The sequence below is a fragment of the Microcoleus sp. Pol14D4 genome, assembly GCF_036701245.1.
GTDB lineage: Bacteria > Cyanobacteriota > Cyanobacteriia > Cyanobacteriales > Microcoleaceae > Microcoleus.
On sequence record NZ_JAUBQM010000013.1, the window covers coordinates 1 to 13,368 of the forward strand.

Genomic DNA, 13,368 nt, shown 5'->3' on the forward strand with positions numbered 1-13,368 from the left:
GGCTTAACTGCTTATCAAGCTATTCAAAAAGCCCTCTCTCTTCATGGCTCCCTTTTTTCCCCTAGTTGAGCAATTACAGTTTATGTTGATAGCGACAGGTTTCAAGCTGCCGCTAAAATCAGTATCTAAGCTGATGCAAGATTAATGTTTAATTGATGACTTCAAAATTCACGCACTCAAAACTTAAGACTACTTTAAGCTTGAGTATTTTTAATTAGAGCCACTTCAATTTTGTCACCAGCCTTTTGACTCACTTGTGCGCGCAAACCTGGCCCAAAAAAAGTAGCTATTTTGTCTTGCTTTTCTTCCCAGACTTCGATCGGCATTAGCGGCGAATAAAACTCTAGAATTAACCCATAAGCACCATCCACATTAACTTCCCGCAACCCTTGCAGGAGCGGCCGTTCCTCGTCTGTCGGGGCAAGGCCCAGGCGCTCCAAAGCATCATCTAAGTGCGCTTGTTGGCCGTAGCGAAATCGAGTGACATCTTTGCGGACTTGGTTTTGAGTATCTGTGGCCTGACTTTCTCGCAGCAGGAGAACTTCAGCAGAGGTAGGTTCGGTGAAATCCACTGGTTCGAGTTCGGCCGCTTTCAAGGCCAAACCTCCCAGCAACAGCGGAATTCCATAAAAAAAACCGGCTAGGTTCAGGGTAGGTCTGTCTGTGAAGTAGGCTCCGAAACCGACTGCTGCTATAATACCGCCAACAACTAAGGCTAGGTTTGCTAAAGAAATTTTGCGTAACATATTAGTGAGGTAAGTAGTCGGACAGAAATAATATACTTTAATTATTATCTGTCAAAAAGTCTTGAATAAATTTAGTTTTTTTGCCAAAAGACCTGCAAAAACTGCTAGCATCTATGAGCGCGGGAGCGGTGTGCATCCACAGTCTTGTCTCTAGGTTCAGAAGCTTATCCTGCCGGACTCGCCCGGGCACGCCATCGGTAAATATCCGTGTTAATTGCGCGGCGTTGGTTCCAGAAGGCAATCGAGATCGGCAGTATCATCAAAGTATACAGAGTGGCGATCGCGATCGACACTCTTGCCCTTTCAACCATTTTTCGGACATGATTAAAGACGAAGACAAACAAACTGCTGGAGCAAACAAGGCGGTTTTGGAGCAGATTAACTCGCTCAAACGCGAAGATGAAAGGCTTTATAATATCTTAGCGATCGATGTCTGGGCCCTAGCCAAGACGATGGATGAATATCAACCGGGATTTTGGGCTGCTTTTATGAAAAACCGGGAGAAGGCCCTGAAGCGATTTTTAGCTGGAATGATGAAAAATAAACCCGCAGATAGCAAACGTCCGCCTTTTTTACGCTAAAATGTGGCTGGAGTTTGGCTGAAGTTTTGATGTACAATCAAACTATAACACAGACCAAAAAACCCTGAGCAGGTTCATCACTTCCCATATAAAAACAGTGAAGGATTTGCCCAAAAAGGTATGTCGGTGAATTAAGAATCTCCGTCTGTTCGCAGGGGGGAATGTCAAATATTTTTGTTAATAGTAGCAAAGGCAAAAAACCATGGATGCACAAACAATCAAAGAGCGCGTAGCAGAGATCGAGAGCAAGCGGGAATCTCTCGTGCGGCTGTTAGATCGATCGGACTTGGGAGCCCTGAGAATAGATGTGAGTCAGGCGATCGAAGAAATTGACGATCTATTAGAAGAATTCAAGCGTACTTTTAACAGTTAGGGCCATTGGGCATTGGGAATGGGGCATGGGGCATGGGGCATTGTTGACTGTTGACTGTTGACTGTTGACTAATAGCTAATAACCAATAACAGATAGCTAATAACCAATAACAGATAGCTAATAACCAATGCCCCATTCCCCATTCCCCATTCCTAATGATTAATTCAAAACCATATCCATCAAAATTTGCTGAGAACTCACTTCCGGGCAATTAGCAGGCGGCCGCCGCTGAGAGTAGTGTCCTCCCGGCTGCAAATCCCAAGCTTGGCGGTTGTCAGCCAGCATTACCCCCAAAATTTCTTGCAATTCCTTGGCAATTGTCGGGTCTTCCACCTGAACGATCGCCTCAACCCGTCTGGTGAGATTGCGCTGCATCCAGTCGGCAGAACCAATATACACCTCTTCGTCGCCACCGTTGTAAAAATAAAACATCCGAGAATGCTCTAAAAAGCGGCCGATAATACTGATAACTCGGATATTTTCGCTAACACCTTCAACGCCGGGACGCAAACAGCAAATCCCCCGAATAATCAAATCAATTTTAACTCCCGCTTGCGAAGCTTCGTACAAAGCAACAATGATTTGAGGGTCAACTAAAGCGTTCATTTTAGCGACAATGCGGCCACAGCTACCGCTGCCGCCTTCGGTCTGCAACCGGCAAAATTCTGCCTCGCGGCGGATTAAAGCTAAAAACCGATCGCGCATATTGACAGGCGCCACCAATAATTTGCGATAAGATACCTGGCGCGAATAACCAGTCAAATAATTAAACAAATCCGCCAAATCCGATCCCAAATCCTCGCGACAACTCAACAAACCCACATCGGTATACAATCCGGCTGTTTTGGGATTGTAATTGCCGGTGCCGATGTGGACGTAGCGGCGGATGTACCCGTCCTCGCGACGCACTACCATCACAATTTTGGTGTGGGTTTTGAGTCCCACCAAACCGTAAACTACGTGAACTCCAGCTTGTTCTAACTTGCGAGCCCAATTAATGTTATTTTCTTCGTCAAACCTAGCTTTGAGCTCCACTAAAACGGCTACCTGCTTGCCGTTTTCCGCTGCTTGAATTAAGGCGCTGACGATCGGCGAATCTCCAGAAGTGCGGTATAAAGTCATCTTAATTGCTAAAACGGAGCGATCGTGCGCCGCCTCAGTAATAAACCGCTGTACCGTCGCAGCAAACGAGTGATAGGGATGGTGCAGCATCAAATCCCCCTGCCGGATGGTGGTGAAAATATCCTCGCCCTCTTCAGCATCCAACCTCGATTTGTCTAAAATCCTTGCCGATTCCGAGTTCCGCAAGCGTGGCGGCACAACTGGAGTCCAAGGCGGGTCTTTCAGTTCCGGCACCGGCAACCCCACAAAAGACATCAAATCCTTGAGGCCTAGCAGCCCCTCTACGACGTAAACATCTTGCTCTCCCAGATCCAGCTCCTCCATCAGCATATCTCGCAGCGCAGGCGGCATAATCGCTTGAATTTCCATCCGCACCGCAGAACCTCCAAACCGGCGCTTGCGGAGCTCCTGTTCTATTGCCAGCAGCAAATCCTCTGCCTCATCTTCCTCCACCGTCAAATCGGAATTGCGAGTAATGCGAAACGGGTGATATTCCTCAACGTCCATCCCCGGAAACAAAGCTTCTAAATTGTGGGCAATCACCTGTTCGAGGGGCACGCCAGTCCAAACAGGAGATTTACCCCTCTGCTGCCACTGCAAATCCCCCGGTAGTGGCAAAAACCTCGGCAAAACCTGCGGTACTTTGACGCGGGCAAATAATTCTTCCCGCGTGTCGGGGTCTCTGACTACTACTGCTAGATTGAGGCTGAGATTGGAAAGGTAGGGGAATGGGTGGCTGGGGTCAACTGCTAGGGGAGTGAGTACGGGAAATACTTGTTCTTTGAAGTAGCGGTGCAAGTAATTGCGCTGTTCTTGATTGAGGTCAATGTAGTCGAGAATGTAGATTTCGCTTGCTGCTAGTTTCGGCCGCAGGGTCTGCTCAAAATAGGAGTGCTGCTGAGTAACCATTGGCAAAAGCCGCTTGTTAATGGCATCTAGCTGTTGTTGGGGCGTGCTGCCGTCGGAGGTCAATTTGCTGACTTTTGCGTGTACTTGTTGTTTGAGGGCGCCCACGCGCACCATAAAATATTCGTCTAGGTTGGAGCTAAAAATAGCGAGAAATTTAAGTCTTTCTAGGAGGGGCGTGCGGGGGTCGAGGGCTTCGTGGAGCACCCGGTTGTTGAATTCTAGCCAGCTTTGTTCTCGGTTGAAGTAATATTGAGGATCGCTGAGGTTGATTTCAGTGTAGGTTTTGGCGGGGGTCTTTTTTGGCTTGGGCATGGTTTGAGGGACTCTTTGGGAGGCTCGGTGATGGCATCTCTAGAAATAGTATTGTAGGTTAAAGGATTTGTTCGCATCTGCTTTTGGTCGATCGTGCGTTCTTGTAATACCTGTAGGGAAACGGCATTGCCCTGTCCGACCCCTGGATTGCGAACCCATCCCTCCCATCCAATTCTGTACCGCATTCGGCAAGTCCTCTTGATTTCGCGGAAAACCTGTTAACGGCAATTGCAGGGGTGGGTTAAGCGTGCCATGCTTGATAAAATTCTGGGTAAGTCATATTTTCGGCACACTCCCAGATGACTTCGTGACATCTTTCATTCCGACCAAAATCATTTTTGTAGATTTCCGAAGTTAGGCGATTTTTCAAACCTGAGACTGCGGTGGCGAAGTGTTTACCTTTCATAATTTGCAGTAAGCTATCTGCCGGGTCAAAAATAGAATATTCAGGGTGATAATTAGGAATCAACTCTATTAAAGTCGCGATCGCAACTGGATAATATTTCTCTATTTTCCCTAAGCTAGATGCCGCTCGACACCGGGTATCTGGGTTAGCTGAGTTGCCGATTAAATCGACTAAAGTGGCGATCGCAACTGGGTGATTTTTGTCTATTTCTCCCAAATATTCTGCCGCTTGAAGCCGGGTCTGTTCATCACCTGAAGTGCGGATTAACTCGATGAAAGCGGCGACCGTCACTGGGTTATCTTTGCCGATTTTCTCTAATTTATTTCCCAATTCCCACAGATGATAGGCATTCTGAGAAGTGCCAAGCAACTCGACTAAAGCGGAGAGTGTAACTGGGTTATTGTTGTCTATTTTTCCTAAGCTTTCTGCCGCTTGAAGCCGGGTATATTCACTTTGAGAAGTACCGAGCAACTCCACTAAAGCGGAGATTGCCTCTGGGTTATTTTTGCCTATTGCCCCTAAGCTTTTTATCGCTTGACACCGGGTACTTTCAGCACCGGAATTGCGGATTAACTCGACTAAAGCGGCGATCGCAACTGGGTTATTTTTGCCTATTTTACCTAAGCTATCTGCCGCTGACCACCGGGTTCTTTCATTGGAATTGCGGCTTAACTCGACTAAAGCGCTGATTGCAACTGGGTTATCTTTATCTATTTTCCCTAAGCATTCTGCCGCTCGCCACCGGGTAACTTGATTGCGGGAAGTGCTTATTAACTCGACTAAAGCAGCGATCGCAACAGGGTTATTTTTGCCGATTCTTGCTAATTTTTCTGCTGCTTGATAACGAGTATCTTTAGGACGGTAGTTGCGGATTGACTCCAATAAAGTTTCGACCGCTACCGGGTTATCTTTGTCTATCCTACCTAAAATTTCTGCTGCTCGCCCTTGAGTAACTTTATTATCTGAAGTGCGGATTAACTCGACTAAAGCGGCGATCGCAACTGGATTATTTTTCCCTATTTTCACTAAGCTATATGCCAATATTATACAGGTAGGTACGTTATGCCGAGAGAAATGCGGGTAGAAATGGTTATGATCTGAAGTGCGGATTAGTTCTACTAAAGCTGCAATCGCTTCTGGGCTATCTTTGCCTATTTCCCCTAAGCTATACGCTGCTAGCCTCCCGGTCTTTTTCTCAACTGACTTGCGGAGTAACTCGACTAAAGTGGCGATCGCAACTGGGTGATTTTTTTCTATTTTCCCTAAGCTCTCTGCCGCTACACACCGGGTATGTTCATCTTGAGAAGTACCGATTAACTCGACTAAAGCGGAGATAGTTTCTGGGTGATATTTGCCTATTTCCCCTAAGCTTTTTGTCGCTCGCCTCCGGGTATATTCATCACCTGAATTGCGGATTAACTCGACTAAAGCGGAACCCGCCTTTTCCCGATCCGTCTCTTTCAGAACTTCCCTTGCTCTATCGACAATTGGATCTAGAAATGTCCGCCAATCCTGTTTTTGCTTATTAAAATAACCAAATCCCCAAATAACAATCTGCGACACAATCTCATCAGCAAGACTACAATCTTTAAACTCAGCAATCCCCGCAGCCGCTAGAAAATACGCCCGATATCCATAAAATTTATCCCACCTAACCTTAAACTTAACCAACGCCTTAATAAACGCTTCCTTCTCCTCTTTCTCTACTTCCTCCCGCCCCAACCACAGCAAAATCACCTCTTGCCACTGCTTCTCAAAAATGCGATACCTAGCATCAGGATGTTGCGGATTCTTAGGAATATGATTCAAGAAAAAGTGCCAATCCTCAACCGCCAACGCCGCAAAATATTCCTGAAACGTCAAATGGTAAAAAGCATAAATCCCCTCCGCCGTCTCCGCATCCCTCGCCACTAAATTCAGCCAACCCAAACGACAAGCTAACTCAAAATGGAATTCACCCATCACCCGATATGCCACACTTTCGGGCAACTGAAACCGATCCGTTTCATTTAACATCCCTGAGAGGGCCAATTTCCCCAAAGCCGCATTCAATTCCTGCTGCTGAATCCAATTCAGGAGCGGTTTTTTCCACTGATACAAAGTAGTCACAAACCGCTGATAAAGCTTAGCCTTAGTATCCGGCAAATCTCCATCCAAGGATTGCCAAGTGCCACACAATAGCGAACATCTCAGGGGATTTTTCACTAAATCTCGAATTCGCTCTTTCCCGGATGCTGCTAATGCTTCCCGTAGCTGTTGAGCGAGAACCCCCCCAGCCCCCCTTGCTAAGGGGGGAGCAAGAGTTTCATCTAATGCTTCGCGTAGCTGTTGAGAAAGATCCCCCCCAGCCCCCCTTGCTAAGGGGGGAGCAAGAGTTTCATCTTCTCTTGTCTGCTCCCCATCATCTCTTGTCCCCCCCCTTACCAAGGGGGGGTTAGGGGGGGTTCCAAACCATTTATCGATAAACATTTCCACCTGTTCGGGATAGGAAAACTCCAGAGTACGATAAGTATCAAAAGTATCCAACGCAGAGCCGATCGCATCCCAGACATTCTGCCGACAACTTAGCACAATTCGCGCCTTTTGAATACAGCCGCCAGTTCTAATTTGCTGCAGAATTTCCGCCAAAGGATTGCGATCTGCTACCGCCATCTCATCCGCCCCATCCAACACCAACCAAACGCGCTCAGCATTAAACTGTGCTAAAAAATCATCCTTAATTTCCGCAGTCGCCTCAGCCTTCCCAATTCTCTTAATAGCCGCCAACAGCCAATTATCAAATAAATACGGCTCTAATTCCTTCCCCTGCAAATCCGCCAAGGATACCCAAATTACAATCGCCTCGGAAATGCCCGCCGCTACCCAATTCGCAATCTGCCGCAACAGCATTGTTTTCCCCGCCCCTGGTTCCCCAATAATTCCTAACCGCTTACCATTGCTTTTAGGGATACTTCCTTGCTGGATAACTTGCTCAAGAAACTCGCTGTGTTCAAATTTTTGGGTAACTTCCTTTTCCCGGTACAAATCCGAACCTTCCTCAGCCGCAACATCCTCGCGTCGCTGAGTCACTTTCTGCCGTTCCACCAATCCCAGCGGCACATAAACATCATCTATTTCATGGTTGCCAAAAGTTAGCTGATTGCTACTAAGCCGCTGCTGTTCTTTATCCTCTAATATCTGCTGGCAAATAGCTTGCCAATCAATCGGCACATAAACAATCCGGCTTTTTTCAACTATCTCCTCAAGCCAAGCATACATCTCTTGGGTTCTGCCATCAATCCGGGTTAAACTCTGCCCCGTAAAAAAATGAAAAACTTTGTCATTGTCCTTGATTTCCCGAGCAAAGTATACAGATACCAAGGTAAACAATTCTTGCTCTAACTTAGTCTTGTAGGGTGCGACATCGCAATTTTCCAGGGCGACTTCCAGCAGTTTTGGCTTGACTTCTTCAACCTGATTCTGTTTTAACTCATCTGCGGCAGTCAGCAGCAATTCTATCTCATCTAAACCTGCAATGGGAATCCCAGAGGAGACTGTTTCTTTATCAACCTGTTCTAATTCTAATTTGAGCTTTTCGAGCTTTCGTTTCAACCAATCAAAATCCCGCCGCCTCTCTTGCAGCGAATAGGCAAAACTCTCTCGGTTAGCCGCATTTTTTGGATCGATTTCCTGTTTGCATTCTGATGCGATTTGTTGCTGAGCTTTCAGGAAAGAAGTTTTCAGCGCTTTTTCTAAATCGTGGTTGACAATTTTTCCGTTTCGTGAATTTTTTTTTATTCCCGTCAAACAGAGGTGCTTGAGTGCATCATTGGCTTGAGCGCCCACTATCCCATCGAAAGCGACCTTGAGAAGACCTCCCAATAGCAAAGCATTTAGCATTTGACGGTTCTCCTAATTTCGGGCTGCAAGCGGGTTATTTCAATGATAGGCGATCGACTTTGGTTGCGGGCGATCGACCTATGCTGAAATCATCACATCAAAACTTCGATCGCCACATCAAAAGTCGATCGCTGAAACATTGAATTTAGGCAAAACTTTCAACTACTTTTCTAGGATTACCACGAAATCCTCAATCATCACATCAAAAGTTCGAGCCAGCTTGTGGACTGCTGCAAAGTCAACCATTGCCATCCCCTGAGAACGGGCATAATTGCTAATGGTACTGTAGCCCACGCCCGATCGCTCCGCAACCTCTTTGAGCGTCCATCCCTTCTCGGCAGCCAACTCTCGAACCCGCAATCTGACTAAGCCTTTGCTCATATTCACTATTTACAAAATTTTGGATTTAGTATAATATATCAAAAAGCGATCGCCCCCGGTCTGCAAACTAAAGACGATCGCCAGTTAAAATTAATCCCGACAGATAATTTCTGTCGATCGCACTTAGCAGAGATAGATTTACCTACTACCACCAGATGCAACTACAATGATATCAGAAAATCAGTTAAGATCGTCAACGATCGGCGCATCAAAAATTATTCACAAATCGTCGATCGTCAATCCGCGATCGAGATTTGTCACCGAAGAAACAGTGGCACTCCTGTTCAACATCTCACCCGAACAGATATACCGGATCGATTGCTGCCACAACGTGGTGTACGTTCATGCTAAAGGCCTCAGTCGATTTGTCAGCTACGCTGATTTCCCCCCAATCTTAGAAGTAAAACCGCCCTGCGCTCAAGATTTTGTCGCCTGGTACAAACGCTGGAAACGGACACAAGCACCAGATTTTTGGACTAAATTCTATACGTACAACTTCAAAACGGCTGTTTCAGTTGACAGCTTGCTTGAATGGGGTAAATTAGTCGCTACAGTTAAATCGGTAATTTCTGCTTCAGCGCTGCAACAGCTACGAGATGTTTACGCTCAAGAAAAAACATTGATGGAGAATTTTTAAAGCAGTAGGGGCGAGTAAACCCGCGATTGTTGGCCACCAGCAAGATCAATGTAAGGTGCGCTTCGGCGCACCCTACGAAATAGAGATTCTACTCAAAACTCTTCTTTACCTTCCAATCCCCACATATTGGAAACCAGCCGTTTCTAAAGCCTTCTTGTCTAGGAAATTGCGGCCATCAATCATCACCGGATGATTCATCAACTTCGCCATTTTATCGTAATCTAAATTGCGAAACTGTTCCCAGTCAGTCACCAACACCAAAGCATCGCAACCGTCGGCCAGTCTTTCCGGATCGGTTTCTACCAAAACTCCCGACAAACCGTGACGCATCCCTGTTTGAGAAACAATCGGATCGTAAGCTTTAACTTTCGCTCCCAACCGATTCAAATTCTCGATTAAATTTAGCGCTGGAGCATCTCGCAAATCGTCAGTATCCGGCTTGAAAGTTAAACCCAAAAGTCCGACAGTTTTACCTTTGAGAATCTTCAAAACTTGTTGCAACTTTTCAATAGCAATCAACCGCTGGCGTTCGTTAACTTCCACCGCCGCTTTCAGCAAATGCGCCTCGTAGCCGTAATCGTCAGCAGTGTGAACTAAAGCCGAGACATCTTTGGGGAAACAAGAACCGCCCCAACCAATGCCCGCTTGCAGAAACTTGTTGCCAATCCGCGAATCTAAGCCGATACCTCGGGCAACTTGACTAACATCTGCACCGACGCGATCGCAAATATTAGCAACTTCATTAATAAAGCTAATCTTCGTAGCCAAAAAAGCATTAGCTGCGTACTTAATCATCTCCGCTGAACTGATATCAGTCATCACCACCGGAACCTCCGGCAAAGACGGATTTTCTGCAAACTTGCGATCGACAATCGGCCGGTATAACTGTAGCATCATATCCATAGCCCGCCGAGAGTTGCTGCCGAGAACAATGCGATCGGGATTAAAAGTATCGAAAACAGCACAGCCCTCCCGCAAAAACTCCGGGTTGCTAACTACATCAAATTGAACACCAGTTTTTGCTGCTACTTCCTCACCAGTAACCCCGTCACCGTTTTGAGGCTTTTGACGTTCTGCTAAACCATCTAGTACAATTCTTCGTACCCAATCTCCCGAACCGATGGGCACTGTCGATTTGTTTACGATTACTTTGTAATCGCCGTCGAGGTGAGCTCCAATTCCACGAGCAACCGCTTCCACGTAGCGAGTATCGCTTTCCCCAGTAGGCAAAGGAGGCGTCCCCACCGCAATAAACAAAATGTCTCCGTGAGCCACTCCTGCTGCTAAGTCCGAAGTAAATTCTAGATTGCCCGACGCAGATGCAGAGGACATTAATTCAGACAGTCCGGGTTCAAAAATAGGCGACTGTCCGGACTTCATTAATTTAACTTTTTCTTCGTTGTTGTCTACGCAAATCACGTGGTGGCCGATGTGGGCCAAGCAAGTGCCGGTGACTAAGCCAACATATCCTGTACCGATGACACAAACTTGCATAGAAATCTCCTCAAAGCTAGTAAATAAATCAGGTAGGAATTGGGAATTGGGAATTGGGAATCGGGAATTGGGAATTGGGAATAAGGAAGATTTTTTCTCTCCCCCACTCTCCCATTCTCCCCCTCTCCCAGTCTCTACTTTTGGTTTCCCTCGATGCGATCGCGGAAATCCTTTACAGTCAACTCTAAACCTTTATCCAGCGGCACAGTTGGCTCCCACCCCAACCAACTTTTAGCACGAGTAATATCCGGTTGTCGCTGTTTTGGATCGTCTTCCGGCAGCGGTTTAAAGATAATCTCTGCCCCTGGATTAATCATATTTTGAATTTTTTCTGCCAGTTCCAAGATAGTGTATTCGCCTGGATTTCCCAAATTCATCGGCCCGATTTGGTCGCTATTCATCAAACGAATAAATCCTTCCACCAAATCAGAAACGTAGCAAAAACTACGTGTTTGGGAACCGTCGCCGTATACAGTCAGCGGTTGGTTTCGCAAAGCTTGAGCAATAAAATTGCTCACTACTCTGCCGTCATTTTCCAACATCCGGGGACCGTAGGTATTGAAGATTCGCACAACTCGAATGTCTACCCCATTTTGACGGTGGTAATCAAAAGATAAGGTTTCAGCTACTCGTTTGCCTTCGTCATAACAACTGCGAATTCCTATACAATTAACGTTGCCGCGATAATCTTCTGTTTGCGGATGGACATCAGGATCTCCGTACACTTCGGAAGTCGAAGCGAGAAAGAATCTTGCTTTTACCCGTTTGGCCAATCCCAACATATTCATCGTGCCGATGACGTTTGTTTTAATTGTCTTGACAGGGTTGTACTGATAGTGTATGGGGGAAGCAGGACAGGCCAGATGGTAAATCTGATCTACCTCTAACCGAATCGGTTCCGTGATGTCGTGGCGGATCAACTCAAAATACGGGTTGTCCAGCCATTTAAGGATATTGCGTTTAGTCCCGGTGTAAAAATTATCCAAACAGACTACCTCATGTCCTTGGGCCATTAAGCGATCGATTAGGTGAGAACCGAGGAAACCCGCACCGCCTGTGACTAAAATTCTCATTGTGGAAACTGCCGTTCTGTTTAGGGGTAGGACTGGAGTACAAAAATTCAGTCGCTCGAATGAAACTTTCTAATAGAATAACAAAATTGCGATCGCCAATGTAAAGACTTATGAGTCACTTTTATAAAATCTTTAATTAACTTAGCATTGTCAAATACTTGGAAGAAAGTGCTATAATTCGCAAATGTTGGTAGCAATTTTTATTGAAGCTTTAATATTTCCGAAAAAACACTCTTGACATTAGTTATGTTATTTGTTATTGGTTATTGGTTACTTGATGACTTCGCTTTGAGGTTGGGCGATGCCCTAGGCGATAGGTGCGCTTCACGGGCTTATTTGAAAAAACCCGGGTCGATTTATCTGAAAAGCAATATGAGAGAAATTATGTCGATTTCGGGAAAAGAATGTCTGCCACTTTCAACCCTGCGTGGCACTCGTTCAATTGGAATTTCTGGAGATTCCAGCCAGAACTAAATCAGGTTGATTGTCTAGCCTTTAGTTTTACAGTTTCTCAAGAATTGAGCAAAGTTACGATCGGCTAAAGTTGTATCGAAGGCGAAGTCGGTGCCAGAGTCTGATAAAGTTCGCAGTCTTTGTATCATTAAGCGTCTTGCGAGGATATGCAACTGACTCTGGATGGAATGGGGACATTCCGGCCGCGCATCTGCATTGACATATTCAAAACATTCTCAAAATAAAAATTTGGTAATAATCTCGGGAAAACTGTAGTTTTGCCTGAACCGTTAGGGCCGCTAATGATGTAAATATTTGACCTAATAGTAATATTAATGTTATCGCTGGGGTTGTTGATTTAGTCTGTAAGGGCGATCGCGCTTCCTGATTTTAGTCGCTTCACGCTACCAATCTGTTGAATTGTGGCAAAATTTTAGTTACCGTTGTTATCGTTGATGTCTAGATTTTGTATTGATAGTTCTGAAGGTAGCGGTACAGTTATTTGTAGGAAAACATCAATTGTTATTTGATTGTTCTCAAACGTTATATTGCTTACATTAACTTTACTATTTTCAGATAAACCGTTTTGAATAGGTAATTTAGCAGGTGGCTTAGTTTTATATCCAGCATCCTCAAGCCATTCAGCAATATTTCTCCAGTTTTCTATCTTTTCAATGCCTTTACCCACAAAGGCTTTAACGTATTTATAAATAGTGGCACAGAGGTCAGTTTCAACACCCTTGGGATTCTTTTGCAGCTTTTCGGCGATTTCAGCGGGACTGTAGCCACAAAGCAACCCCCGCAGATGCAGCTTTTCTACGGGGGTGAGAGGCTTTCCCTTAACCGCGGCCAAGTCCGAGTACAGAGTTTTTAAGTCCCAGCGACTTTCTGCCTCGACGAAGCGATCGTTTGTGGATGCCATAGATGGGTGTCTCTAAATTTCCTGATGAAATTCTAACATAACTCCTGATGAGTATCAGCTTATTGCCAGACTCAGCTAGC

General features: G+C 45.7%; 11 protein-coding genes. 4 read left to right on the forward strand and 7 right to left on the reverse strand.

Going from position 1 to position 13,368, the window contains the following annotated elements; genetic code table 11:
• Positions 1-194 precede the first annotated feature (194 nt).
• Positions 195-746, reverse strand: coding sequence for a DUF2854 domain-containing protein (locus QUA33_RS07700; RefSeq protein WP_333095010.1), 552 nt, complete (start codon positions 744-746; stop codon positions 195-197).
• 320 nt (positions 747-1,066) lie between these two features.
• On the opposite strand from QUA33_RS07700, the gene QUA33_RS07705 reads away from it, so the two are divergent.
• Positions 1,067-1,327 carry a hypothetical protein gene (locus QUA33_RS07705; protein WP_333147807.1) on the forward strand — a complete coding sequence of 87 codons (261 nt, stop codon included), beginning with the start codon at positions 1,067-1,069 and terminating at the stop codon, positions 1,325-1,327.
• Between the two features lie 202 nt (positions 1,328-1,529).
• Positions 1,530-1,700, forward strand: a complete 171-nt coding sequence (locus QUA33_RS07710; protein ID WP_015176488.1) for a hypothetical protein — start codon at positions 1,530-1,532, stop codon at positions 1,698-1,700.
• A 159-nt stretch (positions 1,701-1,859) separates the two neighbouring features.
• Here the strand turns inward: QUA33_RS07710 and ppk1 are convergent, their stop codons facing one another.
• The 3 genes from ppk1 to QUA33_RS07725 form a co-directional block, all read right to left on the reverse strand.
• Positions 1,860-4,043, reverse strand: a complete 2,184-nt coding sequence (gene ppk1 / locus QUA33_RS07715; protein WP_333147809.1) for a polyphosphate kinase 1 — start codon at positions 4,041-4,043, stop codon at positions 1,860-1,862.
• A gap of 241 nt (positions 4,044-4,284) precedes the next feature.
• Positions 4,285-8,328, reverse strand: a complete 4,044-nt coding sequence (locus QUA33_RS07720; protein WP_333147811.1) for a HEAT repeat domain-containing protein — start codon at positions 8,326-8,328, stop codon at positions 4,285-4,287.
• Positions 8,329-8,490: 162 nt separating this feature from the next.
• Positions 8,491-8,709 carry a helix-turn-helix domain-containing protein gene (locus QUA33_RS07725; RefSeq protein ID WP_006632503.1) on the reverse strand — a complete coding sequence of 73 codons (219 nt, stop codon included), beginning with the start codon at positions 8,707-8,709 and terminating at the stop codon, positions 8,491-8,493.
• Positions 8,710-8,875: 166 nt separating this feature from the next.
• On the opposite strand from QUA33_RS07725, the gene QUA33_RS07730 reads away from it, so the two are divergent.
• Positions 8,876-9,346, forward strand: a complete 471-nt coding sequence (locus QUA33_RS07730; protein ID WP_333147813.1) for a hypothetical protein — start codon at positions 8,876-8,878, stop codon at positions 9,344-9,346.
• Between the two features lie 105 nt (positions 9,347-9,451).
• Here QUA33_RS07730 and QUA33_RS07735 read toward each other — a convergent pair whose 3' ends face one another.
• Both QUA33_RS07735 and QUA33_RS07740 read right to left on the reverse strand, forming a co-directional pair.
• The gene (locus tag QUA33_RS07735; protein ID WP_333147815.1) at positions 9,452-10,840 is read right to left on the reverse strand and encodes a UDP-glucose/GDP-mannose dehydrogenase family protein; all 1,389 of its coding nucleotides are present in this window, start codon (positions 10,838-10,840) and stop codon (positions 9,452-9,454) included.
• Positions 10,841-10,974: 134 nt separating this feature from the next.
• A complete protein-coding gene (locus QUA33_RS07740) occupies positions 10,975-11,913 on the reverse strand; it encodes a UDP-glucuronic acid decarboxylase family protein (RefSeq protein ID WP_333074146.1) in 939 nt (312 codons plus the stop codon).
• A gap of 404 nt (positions 11,914-12,317) precedes the next feature.
• Here QUA33_RS07740 and QUA33_RS07745 point away from each other — a divergent pair, with 404 nt between their 5' ends.
• The gene (locus tag QUA33_RS07745) at positions 12,318-12,455 is read left to right on the forward strand and encodes a hypothetical protein (RefSeq protein ID WP_333147817.1); all 138 of its coding nucleotides are present in this window, start codon (positions 12,318-12,320) and stop codon (positions 12,453-12,455) included.
• Between the two features lie 344 nt (positions 12,456-12,799).
• Here QUA33_RS07745 and QUA33_RS07750 read toward each other — a convergent pair whose 3' ends face one another.
• On the reverse strand, positions 12,800-13,288 hold the full coding sequence (locus QUA33_RS07750) for a helix-turn-helix domain-containing protein (protein ID WP_333147819.1): 489 nt from the start codon (positions 13,286-13,288) through the stop codon (positions 12,800-12,802).
• Positions 13,289-13,368: the final 80 nt, after the last annotated feature.